This window comes from Streptomyces sp. NPDC007991, from assembly GCF_042958445.1.
GTDB lineage: Bacteria > Actinomycetota > Actinomycetes > Streptomycetales > Streptomycetaceae > Streptomyces.
Map to the genome: position 1 here is coordinate 326,957 of NZ_JBIBJD010000010.1, position 22,246 is coordinate 349,202.

Annotated in this window: 23 protein-coding genes and 6 tRNA genes; 20 read left to right on the forward strand and 9 right to left on the reverse strand. The window is 71.0% G+C overall.

Translation table 11 applies throughout. The annotated features are described in order from the left end of the window. The first annotated feature begins 183 nt into the window (after positions 1–183). The 4 genes from cobA to ACFZDA_RS29015 all read left to right on the forward strand — a co-directional run bounded on the left by cobA (position 184) and on the right by ACFZDA_RS29015 (position 3,691). On the forward strand, positions 184–1,425 hold the full coding sequence (gene cobA / locus ACFZDA_RS29000; RefSeq protein WP_391087105.1) for a uroporphyrinogen-III C-methyltransferase: 1,242 nt from the start codon (positions 184–186) through the stop codon (positions 1,423–1,425). A gap of 63 nt (positions 1,426–1,488) precedes the next feature. After that, positions 1,489–2,307: an RNA methyltransferase gene (locus tag ACFZDA_RS29005; protein ID WP_307174128.1), complete on the forward strand. Its 819-nt coding sequence runs from the start codon at positions 1,489–1,491 to the stop codon at positions 2,305–2,307. A gap of 55 nt (positions 2,308–2,362) precedes the next feature. Then, on the forward strand, positions 2,363–3,256 hold the full coding sequence (locus ACFZDA_RS29010) for an IS982 family transposase (protein WP_391087109.1): 894 nt from the start codon (positions 2,363–2,365) through the stop codon (positions 3,254–3,256). A gap of 42 nt (positions 3,257–3,298) precedes the next feature. Beyond that, a complete protein-coding gene (locus ACFZDA_RS29015) occupies positions 3,299–3,691 on the forward strand; it encodes an NUDIX domain-containing protein (RefSeq protein WP_391087112.1) in 393 nt (130 codons plus the stop codon). A 24-nt stretch (positions 3,692–3,715) separates the two neighbouring features. On the opposite strand, the gene ACFZDA_RS29020 is transcribed toward ACFZDA_RS29015, so the two are convergent. Beyond that, positions 3,716–5,173 (reverse strand): protein kinase, encoded by a 1,458-nt coding sequence (locus tag ACFZDA_RS29020; RefSeq protein WP_391087115.1) that lies wholly within the window; start codon positions 5,171–5,173, stop codon positions 3,716–3,718. A gap of 195 nt (positions 5,174–5,368) precedes the next feature. On the opposite strand from ACFZDA_RS29020, the gene ACFZDA_RS29025 reads away from it, so the two are divergent. From ACFZDA_RS29025 to ACFZDA_RS29040, 4 genes are all read left to right on the forward strand, one after another. Then, positions 5,369–5,608, forward strand: a complete 240-nt coding sequence (locus ACFZDA_RS29025; RefSeq protein WP_184981801.1) for a hypothetical protein — start codon at positions 5,369–5,371, stop codon at positions 5,606–5,608. A gap of 234 nt (positions 5,609–5,842) precedes the next feature. Further along, positions 5,843–6,004: a hypothetical protein gene (locus tag ACFZDA_RS29030; RefSeq protein WP_391087119.1), complete on the forward strand. Its 162-nt coding sequence runs from the start codon at positions 5,843–5,845 to the stop codon at positions 6,002–6,004. Between the two features lie 245 nt (positions 6,005–6,249). Further along, positions 6,250–7,191: a phosphotransferase gene (locus ACFZDA_RS29035; protein WP_391087122.1), complete on the forward strand. Its 942-nt coding sequence runs from the start codon at positions 6,250–6,252 to the stop codon at positions 7,189–7,191. A 79-nt stretch (positions 7,192–7,270) separates the two neighbouring features. Beyond that, positions 7,271–7,561 carry a zf-TFIIB domain-containing protein gene (locus ACFZDA_RS29040; RefSeq protein WP_306968584.1) on the forward strand — a complete coding sequence of 97 codons (291 nt, stop codon included), beginning with the start codon at positions 7,271–7,273 and terminating at the stop codon, positions 7,559–7,561. A gap of 64 nt (positions 7,562–7,625) precedes the next feature. Here ACFZDA_RS29040 and ACFZDA_RS29045 read toward each other — a convergent pair. From ACFZDA_RS29045 to ACFZDA_RS29065, 5 genes are all read right to left on the reverse strand, one after another. Beyond that, positions 7,626–7,697, reverse strand: a tRNA-Val gene (locus ACFZDA_RS29045). A 43-nt stretch (positions 7,698–7,740) separates the two neighbouring features. Continuing rightward, positions 7,741–7,812 (reverse strand) — tRNA-Val (locus tag ACFZDA_RS29050). A gap of 26 nt (positions 7,813–7,838) precedes the next feature. Then, positions 7,839–7,910, reverse strand: a tRNA-Val gene (locus ACFZDA_RS29055). A 1-nt stretch (position 7,911) separates the two neighbouring features. After that, a tRNA-Cys gene (locus tag ACFZDA_RS29060) sits at positions 7,912–7,985 on the reverse strand. Between the two features lie 36 nt (positions 7,986–8,021). Further along, positions 8,022–8,094: transfer RNA gene (locus ACFZDA_RS29065), tRNA-Gly, on the reverse strand. A 178-nt stretch (positions 8,095–8,272) separates the two neighbouring features. Here ACFZDA_RS29065 and ACFZDA_RS29070 point away from each other — a divergent pair. The 3 genes from ACFZDA_RS29070 to ACFZDA_RS29080 are packed head-to-tail and all read left to right on the forward strand — an operon-like array spanning position 8,273 to position 11,013. Continuing rightward, complete coding sequence (locus tag ACFZDA_RS29070) at positions 8,273–9,316, forward strand: chorismate-binding protein (RefSeq protein ID WP_391087125.1); 1,044 nt, start codon at positions 8,273–8,275, stop codon at positions 9,314–9,316. Continuing rightward, entirely contained in the window at positions 9,313–10,134 is an 822-nt protein-coding gene (locus ACFZDA_RS29075; protein WP_391087128.1) for an aminotransferase class IV, read from the forward strand. The genes ACFZDA_RS29070 and ACFZDA_RS29075 overlap by 4 nt, the downstream gene beginning before the upstream one ends. A gap of 54 nt (positions 10,135–10,188) precedes the next feature. After that, positions 10,189–11,013, forward strand: a complete 825-nt coding sequence (locus tag ACFZDA_RS29080; protein ID WP_391087130.1) for a GNAT family N-acetyltransferase — start codon at positions 10,189–10,191, stop codon at positions 11,011–11,013. Between the two features lie 55 nt (positions 11,014–11,068). Here ACFZDA_RS29080 and ACFZDA_RS29085 read toward each other — a convergent pair whose 3' ends face one another. Then, the gene (locus ACFZDA_RS29085; RefSeq protein WP_391087133.1) at positions 11,069–11,611 is read right to left on the reverse strand and encodes a DsbA family protein; all 543 of its coding nucleotides are present in this window, start codon (positions 11,609–11,611) and stop codon (positions 11,069–11,071) included. 163 nt (positions 11,612–11,774) lie between these two features. Between ACFZDA_RS29085 and ACFZDA_RS29090 the strand changes: the two genes are divergently transcribed. After that, positions 11,775–12,218: a hypothetical protein gene (locus tag ACFZDA_RS29090; RefSeq protein ID WP_391087136.1), complete on the forward strand. Its 444-nt coding sequence runs from the start codon at positions 11,775–11,777 to the stop codon at positions 12,216–12,218. 152 nt (positions 12,219–12,370) lie between these two features. Continuing rightward, positions 12,371–12,526 (forward strand): hypothetical protein, encoded by a 156-nt coding sequence (locus tag ACFZDA_RS29095; RefSeq protein WP_391087139.1) that lies wholly within the window; start codon positions 12,371–12,373, stop codon positions 12,524–12,526. A gap of 84 nt (positions 12,527–12,610) precedes the next feature. Here ACFZDA_RS29095 and ACFZDA_RS29100 read toward each other — a convergent pair whose 3' ends face one another. Together ACFZDA_RS29100 and ACFZDA_RS29105 are read right to left on the reverse strand one after the other, a co-directional pair. Continuing rightward, positions 12,611–13,171, reverse strand: a complete 561-nt coding sequence (locus tag ACFZDA_RS29100) for a CGNR zinc finger domain-containing protein (RefSeq protein ID WP_391087142.1) — start codon at positions 13,169–13,171, stop codon at positions 12,611–12,613. Between the two features lie 803 nt (positions 13,172–13,974). Next, positions 13,975–14,388: an SsgA family sporulation/cell division regulator gene (locus ACFZDA_RS29105; protein ID WP_004002642.1), complete on the reverse strand. Its 414-nt coding sequence runs from the start codon at positions 14,386–14,388 to the stop codon at positions 13,975–13,977. Between the two features lie 191 nt (positions 14,389–14,579). Here ACFZDA_RS29105 and ACFZDA_RS29110 point away from each other — a divergent pair, with 191 nt between their 5' ends. The 7 genes from ACFZDA_RS29110 to ACFZDA_RS29140 all read left to right on the forward strand — a co-directional run bounded on the left by ACFZDA_RS29110 (position 14,580) and on the right by ACFZDA_RS29140 (position 22,242). Then, positions 14,580–15,038 carry a TIGR02611 family protein gene (locus tag ACFZDA_RS29110; RefSeq protein WP_391087145.1) on the forward strand — a complete coding sequence of 153 codons (459 nt, stop codon included), beginning with the start codon at positions 14,580–14,582 and terminating at the stop codon, positions 15,036–15,038. Positions 15,039–15,116: 78 nt separating this feature from the next. Continuing rightward, positions 15,117–15,188: transfer RNA gene (locus tag ACFZDA_RS29115), tRNA-Val, on the forward strand. A gap of 425 nt (positions 15,189–15,613) precedes the next feature. Next, complete coding sequence (locus ACFZDA_RS29120; protein ID WP_391087148.1) at positions 15,614–16,903, forward strand: extracellular solute-binding protein; 1,290 nt, start codon at positions 15,614–15,616, stop codon at positions 16,901–16,903. Then, complete coding sequence (locus ACFZDA_RS29125; protein WP_391087152.1) at positions 16,903–17,904, forward strand: ABC transporter permease subunit; 1,002 nt, start codon at positions 16,903–16,905, stop codon at positions 17,902–17,904. Before ACFZDA_RS29120 ends, ACFZDA_RS29125 begins: the two co-directional genes overlap by 1 nt. Further along, positions 17,901–18,794 carry an ABC transporter permease subunit gene (locus ACFZDA_RS29130; RefSeq protein WP_391087155.1) on the forward strand — a complete coding sequence of 298 codons (894 nt, stop codon included), beginning with the start codon at positions 17,901–17,903 and terminating at the stop codon, positions 18,792–18,794. Before ACFZDA_RS29125 ends, ACFZDA_RS29130 begins: the two co-directional genes overlap by 4 nt. Before the next feature lie 7 nt (positions 18,795–18,801). After that, positions 18,802–19,392: a hypothetical protein gene (locus tag ACFZDA_RS29135; RefSeq protein ID WP_391087158.1), complete on the forward strand. Its 591-nt coding sequence runs from the start codon at positions 18,802–18,804 to the stop codon at positions 19,390–19,392. Between the two features lie 114 nt (positions 19,393–19,506). Continuing rightward, the gene (locus ACFZDA_RS29140) at positions 19,507–22,242 is read left to right on the forward strand and encodes a Tat pathway signal sequence domain protein (protein ID WP_391087161.1); all 2,736 of its coding nucleotides are present in this window, start codon (positions 19,507–19,509) and stop codon (positions 22,240–22,242) included. Positions 22,243–22,246: the final 4 nt, after the last annotated feature.

The following is a 22,246-nucleotide window of genomic DNA, read 5'->3' on the forward strand; positions in this document are numbered from 1 at the left end:
CCCCCTTCCGACGTGGCGTGGTTGTGGGCAGTCGTTCCGCTGGGGCGGTGGGTGGGCACAACCACCCACCGCCCGCGCCGGCCCACGACGCCCAGCCACCGGACACCTGTGCCCCCACCACGACTCGCACCTTAAAATCCGCACGTCAGGGCATCGAACCCGCCGTAACAGGAGCCGCACCCCATGGCCGAACACCCCGCCTACCCCGTAGGCCTCCGCCTCACCGGCCGTCGCGTGGTCGTCCTCGGTGGCGGCCAGGTCGCCCAGCGCCGCCTCCCGGCCCTGATCGCCGCGGGCGCGGCCGTCCACCTGGTGTCCCCCGAGGTCACCGCCTCCGTGGAAGCCATGGCGGACGCCGGCGAGATCACCTGGCACCAGCGCCCTTACCAGGACGGCGACCTCGCCGACGCCTGGTACGCCCTCATCGCCACCGGCGACACGGAAGCGAACGCGAGGGCCTCCGCCGAGGCGGAACGCCGCCGCGTCTGGTGCGTCCGCTCCGACGACGCAGACGAGGCGACGGCCTGGACCCCGGCCACCGGCCACAGCGAGGGCGTCACGGTCGCCGTACTGACCACGGACGCCCGCGGCCGCGATCCCCGCCACACCGCCGCCATCCGTGACGCCGTCGTCGAGGGCCTGCGCGACGGCACGCTCGTCGCCCCGCACCACCGCACCCGCACCCCCGGAGTCGCCCTGGTCGGCGGCGGCCCCGGCGACCCTGACCTGATCACCGTGCGCGGCCGGCGCCTGCTCGCCGAGGCGGACGTCGTCATCGCGGACCGGCTCGGCCCCCGCGACCTCCTCGCCGAACTCCCGCCTCACGTCGAGGTGATCGACGCCGCGAAGATTCCTTACGGTCGTTCCATGGCCCAGGAGGCCATCAACAACGCGCTGATCGAGCACGCGAAGCAGGGCAAGTCGGTGGTCCGCCTGAAGGGTGGCGACCCGTACGTCTTCGGCCGCGGCATGGAGGAGCTCCAGGCCCTCGCCGAGGCCGGCATTCCCTGCACGGTCGTCCCCGGGATCTCCAGCTCGATCTCGGTCCCGAGCGCGGCCGGTATCCCGGTCACCCACCGCGGCGTCGCCCATGAGTTCACCGTGGTCAGCGGCCACGTCGCGCCGGACGACGAGCGCTCCCTGGTCGACTGGCCGTCCCTGGCCAGGCTGACCGGCACGCTGGTGATCCTCATGGGCGTCGACAAGATCGGCAGGATCGCGGAGACGCTCGTCGCGCACGGAAAGCCGGCCGACACCCCCGTCGCCCTCGTCCAGGAGGGCACGACAGCGGCTCAGCGCCGAGTCGACGCGACCCTCGCGACGGTCGCGGAAGCGGTCCGCACCGAAGACGTGAAGCCGCCCGCGGTCATCGTCATCGGCGAGGTCGTGAAGGTCGGCCCCACGCCCGGCGCACCCCGCGGGTAACCCGGGGTAACCCGACCGTCCCCAGCCGTTGGCACCGCACCCAGGACAAGGCAGTATCACCCTGTGGCCGATCTCATCACCGTCGAGGATCCCGACGACCCACGCCTGCGCGACTACACCGGCCTGACCGACGTGGAGCTGCGCCGCAAGCGCGAACCCGCCGAGGGCCTGTTCATCGCCGAGGGCGAGAAGGTCATCAGAAGGGCCAAGGAAGCGGGCTACGAGATGCGGTCCATGCTGCTCTCGGCCAAGTGGGTCGACGTCATGCGCGACGTCATCGACGAACTCCCCGCCCCTGTCTACGCGGTCAGCCCGGAGCTCGCCGAGCAGGTCACCGGCTACCACGTGCACCGCGGCGCACTCGCCTCCATGCAGCGCAAGCCCCTGCCCACGGCCGCCGACCTCCTGCAGACCGCCCGCCGCGTCGTGATCATGGAGTCGGTCAACGACCACACCAACATCGGCGCGATCTTCCGCTCCGCAGCCGCCCTGGGCATGGACGCGGTCCTGCTCTCCCCGGACTGTGCCGACCCCCTCTACCGCCGCAGCGTGAAGGTCTCCATGGGCGCGGTCTTCTCCGTGCCGTACGCCCGTCTGGACACCTGGCCCAAGGGCCTGGAGTCGGTCCGCGAGGCAGGCTTCACGCTGCTCGCCCTCACCCCCGACGAGAAGGCCCGGCCCCTCGACGAGGCCGCCCCGCACACCATGGACCGCGTCGCCCTCATGCTCGGCGCCGAGGGCGACGGCCTCTCCACCCAGGCCCTGGTCGCCGCCGACGAGTGGGTCCGCATCCCCATGTCCCACGGCGTCGACTCCCTCAACGTGGGCGCGGCGGCGGCCGTCGCCTTCTACGCCGTGGCCACCGGCCGCCCGCAGTCCTAGACGAGTAAGTCCGAAGTCTTCGGGTGCATGAAGCGAGGGTCTCGTTGGTCCGTTTGTGACGACAGACCTCGAAACCCTCGCGACTGCACTGTACGTGAAGATCGATGACTCTCTGGCGGGATCGCGCCGATGGGGCCGCCCGCCGCGTCTGACCGATGCCGAGCTGTTGACGCTGGCGGTGATGCAGGCCCTGCTCGGGTTCGTCTCCGAGGCCCGCTGGCTGCGGTTCGCCCGCGTCTACCTGGCAGCCGAGTTCCCCTACCTGCCCGGACAGTCCGGCTACAACAAACGCCTGCGGGCCGCGAACACCCTGATCAGCAGGTTCATCCGGACCCTCGCCCGCGACAGCGACCTGTGGCACGACGACATGTGGATCGTCGACTCCACCCCGGTGGAATGCGCCCGCTCACGGCCCACCGTCAAACGCTCCGACCTGGCCGGCTGGGCCGGATACGGCTACTGCCCCTCGCACTCCCGCTTCTTCTGGGGTCTGCGCCTGCACCTGATGTGCACGCCCGGCGGGCTACCGATCGCCTGGGCCCTGGCCACCCCCAAAGCCGACGAACGCGAGGTGCTGGCCGACATGCTCACCGGCGACCCGGACCTGCTGATCACCCATCCCGGGCAGACGATCGTCGGCGACAAGGGCTACGTCTCCAAACATCTCGACGCCTTCATGGCCAAGCACGGCCTGACCCTGCTGCGGCCCAGCTACCGCAACCTCAACCCCCGGCCCGGCGAACACCTGCTCAAGCCCGTCCGCCAGCTCATCGAGTCGGTCAACGACACCCTCAAGGGCCAGCTCGACCTCGAACGCCACGGAGCGAGGACCCCACCCGGGGTCCTCGCCCGCGTCGGACAACGCATCCTGGCCCTGACCGCAGCCATCTGGCACAACCGGGCCAACGGAACGTCACTGACCAGGTCCTTGATCGCCTACGACCACTGACCGGCACTTCGGACTTACTCGTCTAGGTCCTGGGAGCCGCACATGGAACAGCGCCAGGCGATCGTCGCCGTGCTGCGGCGCGGGGACCGCGTCCTCGCGATCCGGCGCGGCCCGAGGGTCGTCCGTCCCGGCTACTGGCAGCCGCTGAGCGGCAAGCTCGAACCGGGCGAGACCCAGGAGCAGGCGGTCGTCCGGGAGGTCCGCGAGGAGGTCGGCCTCACGGTCGTGCCGCTGGCGAAGGTGTGGGAGTCGGAGACCGACGACCGCCTCTTCCGCCTCCACTGGTGGACCGCCCGCGCGGACACGGGACAGGTCGTCCCCGACCCCGGCGAGGTCGCCGAGACCCGCTGGGTCACGCCGCAGGAGTTCCTCGCCCTGGACCCGGTCTTCGACGGCGACCGCGAGTTCTTCGAGCGGATCCTGCCGGGGCTGTGACGGCGGACCTCAAGTGATCCGGCCCTACGGGTGGAAACCCCGCGGTTCGTAGCCCCGCTGGGCGTGCTCCTGCCGGGCCCCGTCGCCGCCGAGTCCCCGAGCCGAGCCCTGGCAGCCCTGCACCAGGGCGATGCCGACCGCCACCAGCAGCGTGACCACGACGAACACGAACAGCCGCTGCCGCAGCAGCCGGGGATTCGCGGGCCGCAGCCCGGTCCCCGTGTTCCTGGACCCCGGACGCCCGGTACCGCTGTGCGGTGCGGGGCGGCTGCCGCTGCCCGACCGGGTCCCGTTGCGCCCGGTGGGAGTCGGCCGTGCTCCGGAGCGCGACGGGGTGCCACCGCGCGAGGCGCCGGTGCCGCGCACCGGAGTCCTGCCGCGGTTCCCGCCTCCCGTCGACCTGTTCCCGCCGCCCGCCGGCCGGGCTCCGCCCCGCGCGCCCGCTCCGTTCTGGGAGGCCGGGCCGTCCGTCGACGGAGCGCCGTCCCCGGGACCGGAGGAGCGCCGCGGCGGGGGAGTCCCACGGCCCCGCTGCGCCCCGGACGCCCCCGCACTCTGCTGTCCCTGCGGACGCCGGCCGCGCTCGGGGTAGGTGTCGGCGGGCTGGTCGGTCTCGGCACCGCGCGGTGCGGGCGGCCGGACGCCGGCGAGGTCCTGCGCCTCGCGGGCCGCGATCTCCTTGAGCCGCATGGACAGTTGGAGCGTGCTGGGCCGCTCCTCGGGGTCCTTCGCCAGGCATGCCCGCACCAGCGGAGCCAAGGCGTCGGGTACGCCGTGCAGCTGCGGTTCCTCGTGCACCACTCGGTACAGCATCACCTCGGAACTGCCGTGCCCGAAGGGCGAGTCGCCCATCGAGGCGTACGCGAGCGTGGCCCCGAGCGAGAACACGTCCGTGGCCGGTGTGACGGCGGCCCCGCGCACCTGCTCCGGCGCCAGGAAGCCCGGCGAGCCCACCGCCGTACCGACGTGGGTGAGCGTCGAGGCGCCGGTGGCCCAGGCGATGCCGAAGTCGATGATCCGCGGCCCCTTCGGGGACAGCAGGATGTTGGACGGCTTCAGGTCCCGGTGCACGACCCCGGCCTCGTGCACGGCGACCAGGCCCTCCGACAGGGCGGCACCGACTGCCGCGACATCGGCCGCGCCGAGCGGTCCCTCGGCGGCGACCTTGTCGTGCAGGGAAGGACCGGGTACGTACTGTGTGGCGAACCAGGGCCGGTCCGCGTCGAGGTCGGCGGCCACGAGCCGTGCCGTGCACCCGCCGCGGATCCGTCGGGCCGCCGAGACCTCACGGGCGAACCGCGAGCGGAACTCCTGGTCCTCCGCCAGGTCAGGCCGGATGACCTTGAGCGCGACCCGCTGCCCCTTCTTGTCGGAGCCCAGGTAGACCACGCCCATCCCGCCCGCGCCGAGCCGTCTGTGAAGCCTGAACGAGCCGACGACGCGCGGGTCCTCGCGCCTCAGGCGCATCATCGCCATGTTCATCCCCGCTGCCCGGTCCTGTGACGAGCCACAGCTTACGTTTCCACGGCCGCCCGCGCGCAGAGGCCGCGCCCTCTCGGGGCGATGGATTGTCAGTGGTGGGTGGGAGACTTGAAGGGTGGTCAGGGGGCGTGCGGGCAGTCCGTGTTCGCGCGGGGGGCCTCCCCAACCGCCTGGCCCGGAAGGGGGATTGGACCCGTGAAGGGTGACCGTGTGGAGATAGTCGTGGACGCCGGCGACACGACGCGCACCTACGAGGTGGTGGCGAGCAGGGCGGGCCGCAGGGTGGAGACGGCGGTGCGTCGAGGTGTCGTGGAAGTGAGCGAAGTCACCCGGAGCGGGACGGTCGTGCGTACGGCCCGTTTCATGGCGAACCGGGTGCTGGCCCTGGTGGAGCAGCCGATTCCGCGAGAGGAAAGCTCGGACAAAGCGGGGTGAGCCGGGCGTCCCTTCGGGGAAGACCCTGAGACCTCGGTCTCCGTCTCCACCCAGGGGAGTACATCGCAGGTGACGGCTCATCCTCCGGGAGGCCCGGCAATCGGTACGAGGGCATGACGCCCGGGACGGGCCGGAGACCTAGATTTGAGGTCAAGCGGCGGGTGCAGCACTCGTCCCCCGAGGTCAGACACCCGCCGCCGCCAACGACAACTGAGAACGGTCAGGAGAGGGACCATGGCCCACACGGCACACCGCACCAGCCGTCAGGGCCGTCGCCACCCCGTGGTGGCGACCTTGATGGCCCTTCCCCTGGCGGTCCTGCTCCTCCTCGTCTTCGACGGGTGGGAGACAGTGGCCACACAGGCGTCGTCCGTGGGAGAGATGCTGGGGCGCTGAGCGGCGACCCCAGGCCCGGAAGAGCGGTCCGGGCGGGGACATCCCACCCATGAAACCCCGTGGGGACGGGGGTGCGGCGGACGGCACAAATGCCGGCGCAGCTGGGGAGCTGCGCCGGCATTTCCTTTTCCGTACGTGCAGGTCCGCTGAGCTGCGGACCCACCCGGCCCCCCGGTAGCGACGCCGAGCCCCCGAAGCCGACAGCGCCTTACAGTCCGGGCCCGCCTGCGCGTACTCTCGCCCCGGTGAAGCCCGCCCCCGCCCTGCTCGTACGACAGCTCACCGCCAAGGCCCGAGCCACCGCTCACGCACGCTCCTCGGCCTGCCCCTGCGGCGCGGCCACCCTTGCGGACCGCCCCGACGGCATCGTCGTACGGCACGCGGACACCGTCGCGAAGGCCCACCCCGAAGACACCGACCCCGCCGAACTGACCACCCGCCTCACCCTCGCCACCCACCACCCCGGCATCCTCCTGCCCCCGCTCGCCCCGACCCCCGCCGGCCTCCACGACCGCTGGGTGACGTTCTGGCCGTACGGGACCCCGGTCGACCCGGAGGCCCCCGACGCCGCCCCCTGGGAAGCCGCCGCCACCCTCCTCGCCCGGCTGCACCGCACTCCGGCCCCGCCGAAGACGCCCACCATGCGAGGCCCCGCCAAGGCGGCCCGCGCCATCGCCCGGCTCCGGGGCACCGGCCCGCACCCCGCCGCGCTCCCCGTCCTGCGCGCCTGGGACACCCTCCCCGCCTGGGCCCGGGGTAAGGCCCCGATGCCACGGACCGGCACGTTGTGTCACGGCGACCTCCACCTCGGCCAGCTCGTACGCCACCCCGCCCCCGAAGGCCCCTGGCTGCTGATCGACGTGGACGACCTGGGCGTCGGCGTCCCGGCCTGGGATCTCGCCCGCCCCGCCGCCTGGTACGCCTGCGGACTGCTCCCGCCCGGTGAGTGGGCCCGGTTCCTCGCCGCCTACCGCGCCGAGGGCGGCCCCGCCGTCCCGGCCGACGGCGATCCCTGGCCCGCCCTGGACGTCCCCGCCCGCGCCCTCACCGTGCAGACCGCGGCCCGGGCCGTCGCCAAGGCGGTCGCCGCAGGTCGCCCCCTGGACGAGGTGGAGCAGTCGGTCGTGGACGCCTGCGGTCGAATGGCCACCGTCCCGCCGCAGTTGGCGCAGGGGCACGCGAAGTAGGGTGCAACCGACCACAGCCGGACAGAGTCTGTCCTGGCGACACGGTAAGCAGGACCGACCGGCGAGGAGTTGAACCACCATGCAGTGTCCGAAGTGCCATGCTCCGATGCACACCTACAACCGCAACGGTGTCCAGATCGAGCAGTGCAGCGGCTGCCGCGGGATCTTTCTGGACTACGGCGAGCTGGAGTCGCTGACGCGTCTGGAGGCCCAGTGGTCCCAGTCCGCCCCGCCGCCCCCGCCCGCCCCGCAGGCCTACCCCGCCCCACCGGCTCCCGCCTGGGGCGCCCCGCACGGCGGCCACGGACATCATGGCGGCCACCACGGTCACCACCGGCAGAGCTTCGGGCGCATGCTGTTCTCGTCCTGACACGAGGATCACGGCACGACGGAGCCCCCGGCCGATTCGTACGGCCGGGGGCTCCGGTGTGGTGTGGACGATACTGGGATTGAACCAGTGACCTCTTCCGTGTCAGGGAAGCGCTCTCCCGCTGAGCTAATCGTCCTCGGGTCCATGACCACACTGTGCGGCGGATCACGGGCACTGCGTGCGCGATACTGGGATTGAACCAGTGACCTCTTCCGTGTCAGGGAAGCGCTCTCCCGCTGAGCTAATCGCGCGGGTTCGGATCTTCGAGCAGATCCAGTGGACGATACTGGGATTGAACCAGTGACCTCTTCCGTGTCAGGGAAGCGCTCTCCCGCTGAGCTAATCGTCCTTGGAGGTGGAGACGGGATTTGAACCCGTGTAGACGGCTTTGCAGGCCGTTGCCTCGCCTCTCGGCCACTCCACCAGGAGCGTAAGGGGCCGGGAAGCCCCTGTTCCTTCGAGCGGACGACGAGGTTCGAACTCGCGACCTCAACCTTGGCAAGGTTGCGCTCTACCAACTGAGCTACGTCCGCCTGTCGTTTCGGTCCGCCCTCGCGGCCCGGCGACGAGTTGAACTCTAGCGGATTCCGGTGCCAGTACAAAAACGCGTTTGCGCAGCGTGCTGCGCTTCCCCTGCTCAGGGCGGTCACCGGGCCCCGCCGACGGACGTCCGCCGGTCACCGGCAGGACGCCCGCCATAGACTCGACCGCGTGCTCGACCTCCCACCCCTCGCCCGTTTCGGCGACCGCGTCGCCACCGGGCTCCTCGACGTCACCGACGATCCGGAAGCCCTGGAATCCAGCGGTTTCTGGGCCGTCTGCGCGGACTTCGAGGGCCGTCTGACCTGCGCCCGCTTCCGGGACGTGCGGCACGCGGCCGTGCCCGCCCCCGCGCCCGGCGCGTGGCGGGGACCGGCGGCGGGTGACTGGACGTCGTCGCTCGACCGCGGTGCGTACATCGCGGCGGTACGGCGAATTCGCGAGCACATCGCGGCCGGCGAGGTCTACCAGGCGAACCTGTGCCGGGTGCTGTCCGCGCCCGTCGCGCCCGGAGCCGACGTGGACGCCCTCACGGCGCTGCTGGCCCTCGGCAACCCGGCACCGTACGCAGGAACGATTCGCCTGCCCGGTCACGGTGTGGAGATCGCCACCGCCTCCCCGGAACTGTTCCTGCGGCGGGAGGGACGCGTCGTCGAATCCGGCCCGATCAAGGGCACCGGCCGTACCGAGGCGGACCTGCTGGAGAAGGACTACGCCGAGAACGTGATGATCGTGGACCTCGTCCGCAACGACATCGGGCGGGTCTGCGCCACCGGCAGTGTGACGGTGCCCGACCTGTGCGCCGTCGAGAAGCATCCGGGGCTGGTCCATCTCGTGTCGACGGTCCGCGGTGAGCTGGGGGAGGGGGCCGGCTGGGCCGAGCTGCTCGCCGCCGCCTTCCCGCCCGGCTCGGTCACCGGCGCGCCCAAGTCGAGCGCGCTGCGGATCATCGACGCGCTGGAGACGGTGCCCAGAGGGCCGTACTGCGGAGGGATCGGATGGGTCGACGCCGACCGGCAGACCGGTGAGCTGGCCGTCGGCATCCGTACCTTCTGGATCGACCGGGCCGACGGCATGCTGCGCTTCGGCAGCGGCGCCGGCATCACCTGGGGATCGGATCCCGAGGGGGAGTGGCGGGAGACCGAGCTGAAGGCGGCCCGGCTGCTCGCGATAGCGTCGGGAGCGTATGAGGTGAGTGGAGAGGACCTGACGTGAAGATCTGGCTCGACGGCGGCTTGCAGGACACCGAGTCCGCCCGCGTCTCCGTCTTCGACCACGGGCTGACCGTGGGCGACGGCATCTTCGAGACGGTGAAGGCCGTGGCCGGCCGGCCGTTCGCGCTCACGCGGCACCTCGACCGGCTGACCCGGTCGGCGCGCGGCCTCGGACTGCCCGACCCGGACCACGACGAGGTGCGCCGCGCCTGTGCCGCCGTCCTGGAGGCCAACCCGGTGCCGCTCGGCCGCCTGCGCATCACCTACACCGGCGGCCACGGCCCGCTCGGCTCCGACCGCGGCGAGCATGGCCCGACGCTCGTCGTCGCCCTCGGCGAGACGACCCGCCGCCCCGACTCCACCGCCGTGATCACGGTCCCCTGGACCCGCAACGAGCGCGGCGCGCTCACCGGCCTGAAGACCACCTCGTACGCCGAGAACGTCGTCGCCCTCGCCCGCGCCCGCGAACAGGGCGCCTCCGAAGCCCTGTTCGGCAACACGGTGGGACAGCTCTGCGAGGGCACGGGGTCCAACGTCTTCGTCGTCCTGGACGGCGAGATCCACACGCCACCGCTCGCCTCGGGCTGCCTCGCGGGCATCACGCGCGCGTTGACGGTCGAGTGGACCGGTGCCAAGGAGACCGACCTGCCGCTGGACGTCCTGGAAAGGGCCGACGAGGTCTTCCTGACGTCCACCCTGCGGGACGTGCAGGCCGTGCACCGGGTCGACGACCGGGAGCTGCCCGGCGCGCCCGGCCCGGTGACCGCCAAGGCCATGCGGACCTTCGAGGAGCGGTCCGGGGACGACCTCGACCCCTGACAGCTCCCGCATATTCGGCTGACCAGGGGCGTGGTTGCGGGTAGAACACCCCTGATGACCACGACCCTGCGGCCGACCGAGCCGCTTCAGCAGAACGCCGACGGGACGCGCTCACGCCGCTACCAGGTGTGCGTGAACAGCCGTCCCGTAGGGGCGATACACCTCGGCACGCATCCCGTGTTCGGCGACGCCGTGGCCCGGATCATGAAGCTGAGCATCGAGGAACCGGACCGCGGGCGCGGCCGGGGCACGGTGGCCGCGCTGGCCGCCGAGGAGGTGGCGCGCGGCTGGGGGTGCCGCCGCATCGAGGCGGCCGTGCCCGCCGGCTCCGAGGCGGCGTTCCGGCTCGCCACCGCCCTCGGCTACGTCGTCCGCAACCGCACCATGGAGAAACCGCTCGGCGACGCCCCGCCCGAGCTGCCGGAGGGCAGCCGTGCCCGGCCCATGACCGAGGCGGAGTTCGGCCCCTGGCTGGAGAAGGGCAAGGAGGACTACGCGGAGAGCTGGATCGAGCGGGGCGTCCCACAGGCCGAGGCCCGCGCCAAGTCGGAGCGGGACCACGCCACCCTGCTGCCCGAGGGCCTCGCCACCCCCGGCATGCTCTTCAGCGTCGTGGAACACGAGGGGACGGCGGTGGGCACGCTGTGGCTCGCCCTGCGTGAGGACAGCGCCTTCGTCTTCGACGTCGAGACCCACGCCGCCCACCGCGGCAAGGGCCACGGCCGCACCCTCATGCTGCTGGCAGAGGCCCAGGCGACCGTCGAGGGCAGGCGCACCATCGGCCTCAACGTCTTCGCGGGCAACACCCCCGCCGAACGGCTCTACGCCTCGCTCGGCTACGAGACGAACGTGTACGCGATGTACAAGCCGCTGTTGTAGCGGCCGGAGGCCCAGCGGTCTGGAAGGACGGGGCAGGGGCCGGGGAGGCGCAGGGTCAGCCCTCCTGCTCCTGCTCCTGCTCCGGCCCGGCCAGCAGCCGGTCCGCGATCTGTTCGATCCGCTCGCGCAGCCCCTCCTGGCTCTTGCCGCCGTCGAGCCGCTCACCGCCGATGACGTAGGTCGGGGTGCCGGTCACGCCGATCGCCTTGCCCTCGGCCTGGTCGGCGTCCACGATCAGGATGTGCCGGCCGTCGATCAGGGCGGTGTCGAACTCCTCGGCGTCCAGGTCAAGTTCGCGGGCCAGCTCGACCAGGAAGGGTTCTCCCTTACGGCCCAGCTCCTCGACCCGCCCGAGGAGCGCCTCGGCGTATTCCCATCCCCGGCCCTGCTCCCACGCCTCCTCCGCGGCCTGGGCGGCGGCGAAGGCGTGCTTGTTCTTCTCCAGGGGGAAGTGCCGCAGCCGCAGTTCCAGACGGTTGCCGTAGCGGTCGCGCAGGGCATGGAGGTCGTCCAGTGCGGTGCGGCAGTCCGGGCACTGGAGGTCGCACCAGACCTCCAGGACGGGGGCGGCGGCAGGGGCAGGGAAGGAGTCGCTCATACCCACAGTCTTCCAGGCCGTGCACCCGCACCGGCACCTGCGGAGGAGGCGACCCGGAGATCTCCCTGATGTCGGGCCTGGGCATGGCCGCCCGGGCTGTGGCGGGTGCAGGATGGAAGGGACGAAGTGCCCCTGCCCGACCGCGCCACGCCTGGAGGACCGGATGATTGCCGAAACCGTCTGTTCCGCCGTGTCCGCGGCAGGCCTGGGCATCGCGGCCGTCACGGCGTACCGCAAGCGTTTCCTCGCGGCGACCCGTATCGCGGCGTACTCGCTCGTGCCGATCGGCCTGGTGATGACGGGCGTCGTCGACTGGCTGGCCGACACCGCGCTGAGCGTGACCGCCTGGGCGGGCTTCGGGGTGCTCGGTCTCGCGTGGGTGCTCTTCATGACCACGCGTGTCGTGGAGCGCCGCCGCGGCGGCACCCGCAAGGAGCGCAGGGCAGCCCGCGCGGAGGCCCGGCCGGAGGCGGTGGCTCCGGCGGCCTCGGCGCCCTCCCTGGGCCAGGGCCAGGGGTCCCGCCCGGCCACCCGGCCGGCCTCGGCGACCCGGGGCGACGACGACTTCAGCGACATCGAGGCCATCCTCAAGAAGCACGGCATATGACGGCCGCGCGCCGGCCGAATCGTCACAGCAGGTCCCAGGGCGCGCGGAAATGATCACAATTTGAACCGGACCTCGCGAAATCGGCGCACACCCGCACGGAACGAGGCCGCTGATCGCGCCCGGCCGTCCGACTGCGTCATCATCGCCGCGAGATGCTGGACACGACGGAACAGAGCGACCCCGCGCCACCGCAGGACGAGCCGCGTGGTTGCCTCTTCGCCCTATCCCAGCCACCGCTCATGATCTTCCTCGCGGTGATCGGGAGTCTGCTGCTCATGGCCTCGTTGCACGATCTGCTGTTGCTGTGAGCCGTACCCGCGGTACCCGGCGCCACCCGCCGGGACCGCGTCGGCATCGACCATCCGCCCGCCACGCGCCCCTGCGGTGGCGGCTCAGCCCGCCGCTTCCTTGCGCCGCGCCCGGTACGCGGCCACATGCAGGCGGTTCCCGCAGGTCCGGCTGTCGCAGTAGCGCCGCGAGCGGTTGCGGGACAGGTCGACGAAGGCCCGTCGGCAGTCGGGCGCCTCGCACCGCCGCAGCCGCTCCTGCTCCCCGGCGACCACGAAGAAGGCCAGGGCCATCCCGCAGTCGGCCGCCAGGTGGTCGGCGATGGAGGCGCCGGGCGCGAAGTAGTGCACATGCCAGTCGTAGCCGTCGTGGTCCGTGAGCCGGGGTGTGGTGCCCGCGGCGGCGACCAGCTCGTTGATCTGGCCGGCGGCGGTCCGGGCGTCAGGGGCGGCGAAGACGGCGGCGAACCGCCCGCGGATCTTCCACACCGCCGAGAGGTCGAACTCCGAGAGCACTCCCACATCGCTGATCTCGTGGTTTCGTACGAAATCCGCGAGGGCCGCCACGTCCGGCAGCCCGTCCGGCGCCGTGTCGTCGTCCGGTGCGGTGTTCACCAGATCGACCACGGTGTCGAGGGCGCACCGGGTGTCGTGGGTGATCAGCACGATTCGCTCCCTGGCCTGGGGGTCGGGCAGGCGCCCGCCGATGCTGGCCGATGGTAACGGCTCGACCCCGCCGGACCGCCCCTCATGCCCGCACATGGCCTCGAATACAACGCGGCCGAGCACGCCATGGTTCCCGCCCGCCCTCCGGGCAGCGAAAGACCCCGGCTGCGGGCCTGCGCCCCGGCGGCACATGAGAGCCGCCGAGCACACGTGAGCCGCCCGGGCACTCGCGAGCCGCCGGGCACTCGCGGGCCGCCCGGCACACGTGAGGCGCCCGGCACACGCGAGTCGCCGGGTGCGTGGGCCGCTTTCACGCGAGCTGCGCCGGGCGCATGGGCCGCTTTCACGCGAGCCGCCCCGGCACACATGAGTCGTCTGGCACATGCGAGTCATCAGGCACCCGCAGGCCGCCAGGCCCACCCGATCCAGCCCGGCGCACGAGTCGCCAGGCACTCACGGGCCGCTGGGACACCCGACCCATCCCGGCACATGTGAGTCGCAGGCACTGTGGGCCGCCTGGCGCACCGGAGCCATCCCGGCACATGCGAGCCACGGGCACTCGCGGGCCGCCGGCACACAGGGCCGCCCGGCCCCCGCGAGGCGAGCGCGGCACACGCGAGCCGAAACGGCCGCGCACCCGAGCCGAAACGGCCGCGCACGCGAGCCGAAACGGCCGTACACGCGAGCCGGCGCCGCACCGCGTGGTGCGCGGTGCCGGCGCCGGTGTATCCCGTATGCGGTTGTCCTGGCCCGAGCCGTCTCCCCGAGTCGACGGCGCCGGGCTGCTCGGTGAGCGCCTCGCCCTAGCTTTCCGCCAGGATGTGCGAGAGCTCCTGATCGAGGTCGAAGTGCCGGTGTTCCGTGCCGGGCGGCACGGCGGCGTCGGTCCGCTTCAGGAAGGACTCCAGAGCCCGTGCCGGGGCCTCGAGCAGGGCCTCGCCCTCCGGTGAGCTCAGGGCGATGCACACGACGCCCTGACCGTGACTGCGCGACGGCCAGACGCGGACGTCGCCGGTGCCCGTAGGGCGGTGAAGTCCCTCGGCGAGGAGGTCGCGGGCGAACACCCACTCGACGGTCTCCTCGGCTCCGGTGTGGAAGGTGGCGTGCACGGCGTAGGGGTCGGCCGTGTCGTACCGCAGGCCTGCGGGAACAGGCAGGGAGGACTCGCTCGACACAACGAGGCGCAGGTGCAGCTCGCAGCTGACCGTGGTGTTCATAAGCGCCAGGGCCTTTCGCTCAGTGTGCGCTCGGGGATTCGCACGTCGGCGAAATCGACATGCCACCTACGGTGCCGTTGTAAACCCCTCTGAGTGTTTTGCGTGCCTTTAGGTAACTCTTCCGGCCGAGAGATCGTTCGCGTCGTGCGTCCATTCCGGTGACTGGTTTCGCTCGGGTAGTGTTTGTCCGTATGAATACGGGGAGTGACGAGCCGGGCGAGGTGGCCGTGGCGGCGGACGAGTCGGGGACGGACGAGGCGGGCGGCGAGCAGGAGCGGGCGCTCGGCTCACGGGCGCCGGAATTCGTCAAAGCGCGCCGGCTGCTGCATGTGAGCTGGCAGGTCGGCATCTTCATCATCGGGCTCGCGGTCGTCGTGGCGGGCATCATCATGCTGCCCCTGCCCGGACCGGGCTGGGTCGTGATCTTCGGCGGCATGGCGATCTGGGCGACCGAGTTCGTGTGGGCCCAGCTGGTGCTGCGCTGGACCAAGCGGAAGGTCACGGAGGCCGCACAGCGCGCCCTCGATCCCAGGGTGCGGCGCCGGAACATCATCCTGACGAGTATCGGACTGGTGATCGTGGCCGTACTGGTCGGTATCTATGTGTGGAAGTTCGGCGTCGTCATGCCGTGGAAGATCAAGGACCAGTGAGCCGCCGCGGGGGTGCCGGTGCCGGCCGGCGCTGGTCACAGGCACCCCCTGACATGGGGTAATGTTCTTCCTGCGTCCGGGCGATTAGCTCAGTGGGAGAGCGCTTCGTTCACACCGAAGAGGTCACTGGTTCGAACCCAGTATCGCCCACCCGGAACGGCGGCCCACCAGCGACTGCGCAGGTGGGCCGCCGTCGTTCCATGCCCGGCCCGCCTCGCGCGGGTGTCTCCCGTCCCGTGCCGCCGAACGTCCGGCCGGCGGCCCCTCAAGGGCGGAAACCGGTCACCCTCCGCCCGGCCCCGCGCCACTCGCCCCGGCGTCGCCTTTCGGTCGCTCCCGAAAGCCGTGCGGGCGGCCCCGCCCCGTTCGGTCCGCCGACCGCACCCGTCTCACCAGTGGCGTCACCCCGGCGGGCCCGGCGTACCGCCGCCCTGCCCCGCCTCGCCGCCGGCCCGCTCGGTAAGAAATTCTTGTCCGAATCATTGACGCACCCTCAGCCCCTCCGTAACTTGTGCCAGCAAGCGCTTACTTGAAACGATTCATGCGAGCGGGACGATGTGCGGGGAGGGCCAACCGTGGTGAACGGCAGGAATGTTGAGAGACGTACGATTCTGAAGGCGGCCGGGGCCACGGCGGCCACGCTGGGGCTGGCCGCGACCACCGGCTGCGGTGGCGACGGAGGGACCTCCGCGGACGGGACGGTGACGATCCGTTACGCGTGGTGGGGTGCGGAGGACCGCGCCGAGCGCATCAACAAGACCATCGCGCTCTTCGAGAAGAAGTACCCGAAGATCAAGGTGAAAACGGACTTCCAGCCTTATCTCGACTTCTGGAAGAAGTTCAACACCCAGGCCTCCGGCGGAAATCCGCCGGACGTCTTCCAGAATGCCATCGGGTTCCTGCGCAAATACGACGCGAAGAACGTGCTGCTCGATCTCAGCGAGCAGGTCAAGGCCGGCAACCTCCGGATGGACGGATTCCGCGCCGGACTTGAGAAGTTCGGCGAGATCGACGGCAAGCTCCTCGGAGTCCCGGTCGGTTCCAACTCGATGGCCCTGGTCATCGACAAGCCCGTCTACACCCGGGCCGGTGTGAAGCCGGAGCAGGGCTGGACCTGGGACGACTTCGACGCGGCGATGAAGAAGATCCGCGACAAGACGGGCCGCGCCGGCGACAGCGGCATGTACGGCGTCATGTACCTCTACGACCCCTATCTGCGCCAGCAGGGCAAGGCGTTCTTCACCGAGGACGGACTCGGCTTCACGGAGGCCGATCTGACGGAGTGGTGGACGAAGGCCAAGAAGGGCGTCGAGGAGGGCGTCTACGCCGACCCCAAGAAGGTCGCGCAGATCAAGCCCAAGTCGGCGGTCGCGGCGGAGCTCGCCGGCAGCGAGTTCACCTGGGACAACTTCACCGTCCGCTACACCTCCGAGGGCAAGAGCGAGTACGGTCTGGCGCCCATCCCGACGACGGACGGCAAGAAGACCGGCCAGTACCTCGGCTCCCTCATGCTGAGCGCCTCCAAGCGCACCCAGCACCCCAAGGAGGTCGCCCAGTTCATCGACTTCATGGTGCACGACCCCGAGGTCGCCAAGATCATGGGCTACGACCGGGGTGTGCCCGCGACGCAGTCCCAGTTCGACGCGTACAAGCCGACCGACCCGGTCAACAAGGCCATAGCCGAGTACGAGCAGTCCCTCGTCAAGGCGGGCGTTCTGGAGCCCATCACGCCGCACCCGGAAGGCGCCGACATCTGCGAGGCCGCGTTCCTGCGCATCGCCGAGGAGATGGCTCTGGGCAAGCGGTCCGTGGCTGACGCCGTCAAGCAGTTCTTCACCGAGTCGAAGACGGCTCTCGGCACCTGATGGGAACCGCCGTGACACACGCCCCTGCGATGGAGGGCCTGTCCCAGGACTCCGAGCCGCGGCACGGTCCGGTGAAGCCCGCGCGCCCCGCCGCCCTCAAGCGGCGGCGGCGCCGGGAGAACCTGGCCGGCTATCTCTTCATGTCTCCCTGGATCGCCGGGTTCCTGCTGCTCACCGCGGGCCCGATGGTCGCCTCGCTCTACTTCGCGTTCACCGACTACAACCTGTTCGACGCGCCCAAGTGGATCGGCCTCGACAACTTCTCCGAGATGTTCGGCGACCCACGCTGGCGCCACTCGGTGCAGGTGACGCTCTGGTACGTCGTCGTCGGAACGCCGCTCAAGCTCCTCGCGGCCCTCGGTGTGGCCCTGCTCCTCGCGCAGAAGCGGCGCGGACAGGCCTTCTACCGGGCCGCCTTCTACGCGCCGTCGCTGATCGGCGCGAGTGTCTCCGTCGCGATCGTCTGGAAGGCGATCTTCTCGGACGACGCGATCGTGGACCGTACACAGCAGATCTTCGGGATCGGCGTCGGCGGCTGGACCGGCGACCCGGACATGATCATCTACAGCCTGGTAGCGCTCACCGTCTGGCAGTTCGGCGCCCCCATGGTCATCTTCCTGGCCGGTCTCAAGCAGGTCCCGCGCGAGCTGTACGAGGCGGCCGAGGTCGACGGGGCCGGCAAGCTGCGGCGGTTCTGGAACATCACCCTGCCCATGATCTCCCCGGTGCTCTTCTTCAACGTCCTGCTGGAGACGATCCACTCCTTCCAGATCTTCAGCTCGGCGTACATCGTCGGCGGCGGCGCCGGAGGCAACGCCTGCGGTCCCGCGGACGGCTCGATGGTCTACACCTGCTACCTCTACGTCCAGGGCTTCGAGAACAGCCGGATGGGCCTGGCCTCCGCCATGGCCTGGATGCTGCTGGTCGCGGTCGCCCTGGTGACGGCGGTGCTGTTCTGGTCCCAGAAGCGCTGGGTGCACTACGAGGAGGGCGCCCGATGAGCGCGCAGGCCACCGACATCACCCCGGCCCCCTCCGCGCGGGCGGGCGGGCTGCGGCACAAACTGCCCGGATCCCTCGCCTGGCACATCGGCTCCCTGCTGGTCCTGGCGGTGATCCTCTACCCGGTGATCTGGGTCATCGGCGGCTCCTTCAAGAAGAGCGAGGACATCGTCGGCAGCCTGGACCTCTTCCCCGGCGACCCGATCATCTCCAACTACACCAGCCTCGCCGAGGGCATCGCCGACATCCCGATCTCCACCTTCTTCTACAACTCGCTCTTCCTCGGGGTCGGTTCGGTGATCGGGATCCTGGCGTCCTGCTCGCTGACGGCCTACGCCTTCGCGAGGATCAGGTTCGCCGGCCGCAATCTGCTGTTCACGCTGATGATCGGCACCCTCCTGTTGCCCTACCACGTGCTGCTGATCCCGCAGTACGTGCTGTTCCGCAACATGGAGATGATCAACACCTACACACCGCTGCTGCTCGGCAAGTACCTGGCCACGGAGGCGTTCTTCGTCTTCCTGATGGTGCAGTTCATGCGCAACATGCCCAAGGAGCTCGACGAGGCGGCCCGGCTGGACGGCTGCGGGCACTTCCGCATCTACTGGTCGATCATGCTGCCGCTGTGCCGCCCGGCCCTGATCACCAGCGCGATCTTCACGTTCATCAACTCCTGGAACGACTTCATGGGCCCGCTGATCTACCTCAACGAGCCCGACAAGTACACGGTCTCGCTCGGCCTGAAGATGTTCGTGGACCAGGACGCCGTGGCCAACTACGGCGGCATGATCGCCATGTCGCTGGTCGCGCTGCTGCCGGTGCTCGCCTTCTTCCTGGCCTTCCAGCGCTATCTGATCGACGGCATGGCCACGTCGGGTCTGAAGGGCTGAGGTGAGCATGGCCGGGACCCGGGTGAAAGCACGGGGCGAGTCGCTGCTCGCCGAGCGGTTCGCGGTGTTCGCCGAGTGCCTGCTGACCGGTGTGTGGATCGCGGTGGCCTCACTCGGGGTCGTCACGTATCCCGCCGCTTTCGCCGCGGGCGCGCGGCACCTGCGGCGGCGTACCGCGCACGAGGGCGGTGGCCGGCGGGAGTTCGTCGCGGACTTCCGCACGGCCGTGCGCGGCGGGTGGCTCGCGGGGCTCGCCGGGTGGGCCGCGCTGGCCGCGGTCTGGGTGGACGTCCAGGCGGTCCGGGCGGGGATCCCCGGCGGGCCGCTGGTCGGGGCCGTCGGCGTGTGCGCGCTGATCGCCCTGGTCGTGGCCGGGCTGCGCGCGGCGGCGGTCTGGGAGCCGGGGGCCCGCTGGCGGACGCTGCTGGCGGCGGCCTGGCGCCGGACGGTGCTCGACCCGGCCGGGTCCTTCCTGATCATCGGCGGACTGGCCGTGGTGGTCGTGTCCGCCTGGTTCGCCGCGCCGCTGGCGGTCCCCGTACTCGGGGCCGTCGCGGCGGCGGCCGTAGCCGTGGAGGAGCGGTACCGGCGCCGCTGACCGGCGGTTCCTCCACTGTCAGGCCGGCGCCCCGGGCGCCGCGCCTCTCTCTGTCATGCCCCTGACCAGCGCACGGAATCGCTTCCCGCACGGACGAGGAAAGGCAGCAACGCCATGTCTCCCATCCCCCGCAGGTCCCTTCTGAAGGCGGCCGCCGTCGCCGGAGCCGCCGCCCAGTTCAGCTGGGCGCTGGGAGCCCGGGACGCCCAGGCCGCCCCCGGAGCCGAGGCCGCCGACGCCGACCCGGTGACCCTTGACTGGCTGGAGGGCGGCGGCCTCGGCGCGGCCCCCGGCTCCACCGTCGGCGTCCCCTGGCCGAGGGGCGCCTACCAGAAGGACCAGACCTTCGCGCTGACGGACGCGGACGGCAAGGCCGTGCCCGTGCAGTCCTGGCCGATCGCCTACTGGCCCGACGGCTCCCTCAAGTGGACGGCTCACGCGGTCGGTTCGGGTGACGGCAAGCTCACCCTCGCCGCCGGGGCGCCCGCCGCACCGGAGAAGAAGGTCACCGTCGACAAGAGCGGCGGCACCATCGACATCTCCACCGGCGTCATCACCGCGAAGATCGGCACGTCCGGCTCCACGATCGTCAAGTCGGTCAGACGGGGCGCGACGGAGATCGCGAAGAACGGCCGGCTCGTGCTGATCCGCCAGCCCGAGATCGAGGACGAGGACCAGGGCGCGGTCAGGACCGAGCGCTTCGACGGCGCCGTCGACAAGGTCACCGTCGAGCAGGAGGGCCCGGTCCGCGCGGTCGTCCGCGTCGACGGCAAGCACCGCAAGGGCAGCCGCGGCTGGCTGCCCTTCTCCATCCGGCTCTACTTCTACGCGGGCGCCGACTCCTTCCGCATGGTGCACACCATCACCTACGACGGGAAGCAGGAGCCCGGCAAGGCGAGCGGCGACTTCATCCGCGGCCTCGGCGTCCGCTTCAGCGTGCCGATGCGCGACGAGTCCTACGACCGGCACATCCGCATCGGCGGCGAGGGCACCGGCCTGCTGCGCGAGGCCGTCAAAGGCATCACCGGCCTGCGCCGCGACCCGGGAGCGGCCGTGCAGGCGGCGCAGTACGAGGGCAAGAAGCTGCCCGACCCGGCCACCTGGGACCAGCGGGTCACCACCCGGCTGCAGTACATCCCCGAGTGGGGCGACTACACCCTCTCCCAGCTGTCGGCCGACGGCTTCACCCTGCGCAAGCGCACCAAGAAGGGCCACGGCTGGATCGCGGCGGGCGGCGGCCGGCGCGCCTCCGGCTTCGGGTACGTCGGCGGAGTGAGCGGCGGATTCTCCTTCGGCCTGCGCGACTTCTGGGAGAAGTTCCCCGCCCAGCTCGACATCCGGGGCGCCCACACCGACGAGGCCGAGGTCACCCTCTGGCTCTGGTCCCCCGAGGCCCAGCCCATGGACATGCGCTTCTACCACGACGGCATGGGCCAGGACACCTTCCCCGAGCAGCTCGAAGGCCTCAACATCACCTACGAGGACTACGAGCCCGAGTTCGGCACCCCGTACGGCATCGCCCGCACCTCCGAACTGCTCTTCTGGGCCAACGAGTCCACCCCGAGCGCCGAGCGGCTCGCCGAGCAGGTCGAGGCCGTCCGGGTGCTGCCGCAGCTCGCCGCCCCGCCCAAGCAGCTCATCAAGGCGGGCGTCTTCGGCAAGGGCCTGTACGCCGAACCCGACCGCTCCACCCCCGCCAAGGCCAAGATCGAGGACCACCTCGACTTCCTCTTCACCTACTACAAGGACCAGGTGGAGACGCGCCGGTGGTACGGCTTCTGGGACTACGGCGACATCATGCACACCTACGACACCGTCCGGCACCAGTGGCGCTACGACGTCGGCGGCTACGCCTGGGACAACTCCGAGCTGTCGCCTGACCTGTGGCTCTGGTACGCGTACCTGAGAAGCGGCCGCTCGGACATCTTCCGCTTCGCCGAGGCCATGACCCGGCACACCGGCGAGGTCGACGTCTACCACCTGGGCAAGTGGGCCGGCCTCGGCACCCGGCACGGCGTGCAGCACTTCGCCGACAGCGCCAAGCAGCAGCGCATCGCCAACACCACGTACCGGCGCTTCTACTACTTCCTCACGGCGGACGAACGCGTCGGCGACCTCATGCACGCCAACGTCGACTCCGACGAGACGTTCCTCGCCCTCGACCCGCTCCGCAAGATCCGCACCGAGCCGTACACACCCGACCGGCACGCCCTGTCGATCGGCTTCGGCACCGACTGGAGCGGGCTGGTCTCGGCCTGGCTGACCGAGTGGGAGCGCAAGGGCCCCAAGTGGGAGAAGGCCAAGGCGCGCGTGCTGTCCACCATGGAGACGATCGCCGCCCAGCCCAACGGTTTCGTCCAGGGCAGCGGCCTGTACGACCTGGACACCGGCAAGTTCGCCGTCGCCGCCCAGCCCAAGGTGGAGGTCTCGCACCTGTCGGCCGTCTTCGGCCTGGGCGAGCTGTGCGCCGAGCTCATCGACCTCGTCGACGTGCCGAAGTTCAAGGAGGCGTACCTCGACTACTGCCGCTACTTCAACGCCACCAAGGCCGAGCAGGCGGCCCGCTACGGCAGCAACTTCGGCTCCCTGATCCTCTTCCAGGGCCACTCGCGCCTCGACGCCTACGCCGCCGTCCAGTCCGGCGACGAGAAGCTCGCCAAGCGCGCGTGGGACAAGTTCTACAACTCCGACGGCTACAAGGAGTCGGCGCCCTGGAAGACCGAGAAGCTCAGCGGCCCGCTCACGCTGGTGCCGGGCAGCGAGGCGCCCTGGGTGTCCACGAACGACACCGCGCTCTACGGCCTCGCCGCCATCGAGAACCTGGCGCTGCTGGGGGACAAGATGCCGTAATCGG

Excerpts from the sequence above, each read along its gene's own strand:
- cobA (WP_391087105.1), top strand. The coding sequence starts at position 184 with ATGGCCGAACACCCCGCCTACCCCGTAGGCCTCCGCCTCACCGGCCGT.
- ACFZDA_RS29015 (WP_391087112.1), top strand. The coding sequence starts at position 3,299 with ATGGAACAGCGCCAGGCGATCGTCGCCGTGCTGCGGCGCGGGGACCGC.
- ACFZDA_RS29020 (WP_391087115.1), bottom strand. The coding sequence starts at position 5,173 with ATGAACATGGCGATGATGCGCCTGAGGCGCGAGGACCCGCGCGTCGTC.
- ACFZDA_RS29030 (WP_391087119.1), top strand. The coding sequence starts at position 5,843 with ATGGCCCACACGGCACACCGCACCAGCCGTCAGGGCCGTCGCCACCCC.
- ACFZDA_RS29040 (WP_306968584.1), top strand. The coding sequence starts at position 7,271 with ATGCAGTGTCCGAAGTGCCATGCTCCGATGCACACCTACAACCGCAAC.
- ACFZDA_RS29080 (WP_391087130.1), top strand. The coding sequence starts at position 10,189 with ATGACCACGACCCTGCGGCCGACCGAGCCGCTTCAGCAGAACGCCGAC.
- ACFZDA_RS29085 (WP_391087133.1), bottom strand. The coding sequence starts at position 11,611 with ATGAGCGACTCCTTCCCTGCCCCTGCCGCCGCCCCCGTCCTGGAGGTC.
- ACFZDA_RS29090 (WP_391087136.1), top strand. The coding sequence starts at position 11,775 with ATGATTGCCGAAACCGTCTGTTCCGCCGTGTCCGCGGCAGGCCTGGGC.
- ACFZDA_RS29095 (WP_391087139.1), top strand. The coding sequence starts at position 12,371 with ATGCTGGACACGACGGAACAGAGCGACCCCGCGCCACCGCAGGACGAG.
- ACFZDA_RS29105 (WP_004002642.1), bottom strand. The coding sequence starts at position 14,388 with ATGAACACCACGGTCAGCTGCGAGCTGCACCTGCGCCTCGTTGTGTCG.
- ACFZDA_RS29110 (WP_391087145.1), top strand. The coding sequence starts at position 14,580 with ATGAATACGGGGAGTGACGAGCCGGGCGAGGTGGCCGTGGCGGCGGAC.
- ACFZDA_RS29125 (WP_391087152.1), top strand. The coding sequence starts at position 16,903 with ATGGGAACCGCCGTGACACACGCCCCTGCGATGGAGGGCCTGTCCCAG.
- ACFZDA_RS29130 (WP_391087155.1), top strand. The coding sequence starts at position 17,901 with ATGAGCGCGCAGGCCACCGACATCACCCCGGCCCCCTCCGCGCGGGCG.
- ACFZDA_RS29135 (WP_391087158.1), top strand. The coding sequence starts at position 18,802 with ATGGCCGGGACCCGGGTGAAAGCACGGGGCGAGTCGCTGCTCGCCGAG.
- ACFZDA_RS29140 (WP_391087161.1), top strand. The coding sequence starts at position 19,507 with ATGTCTCCCATCCCCCGCAGGTCCCTTCTGAAGGCGGCCGCCGTCGCC.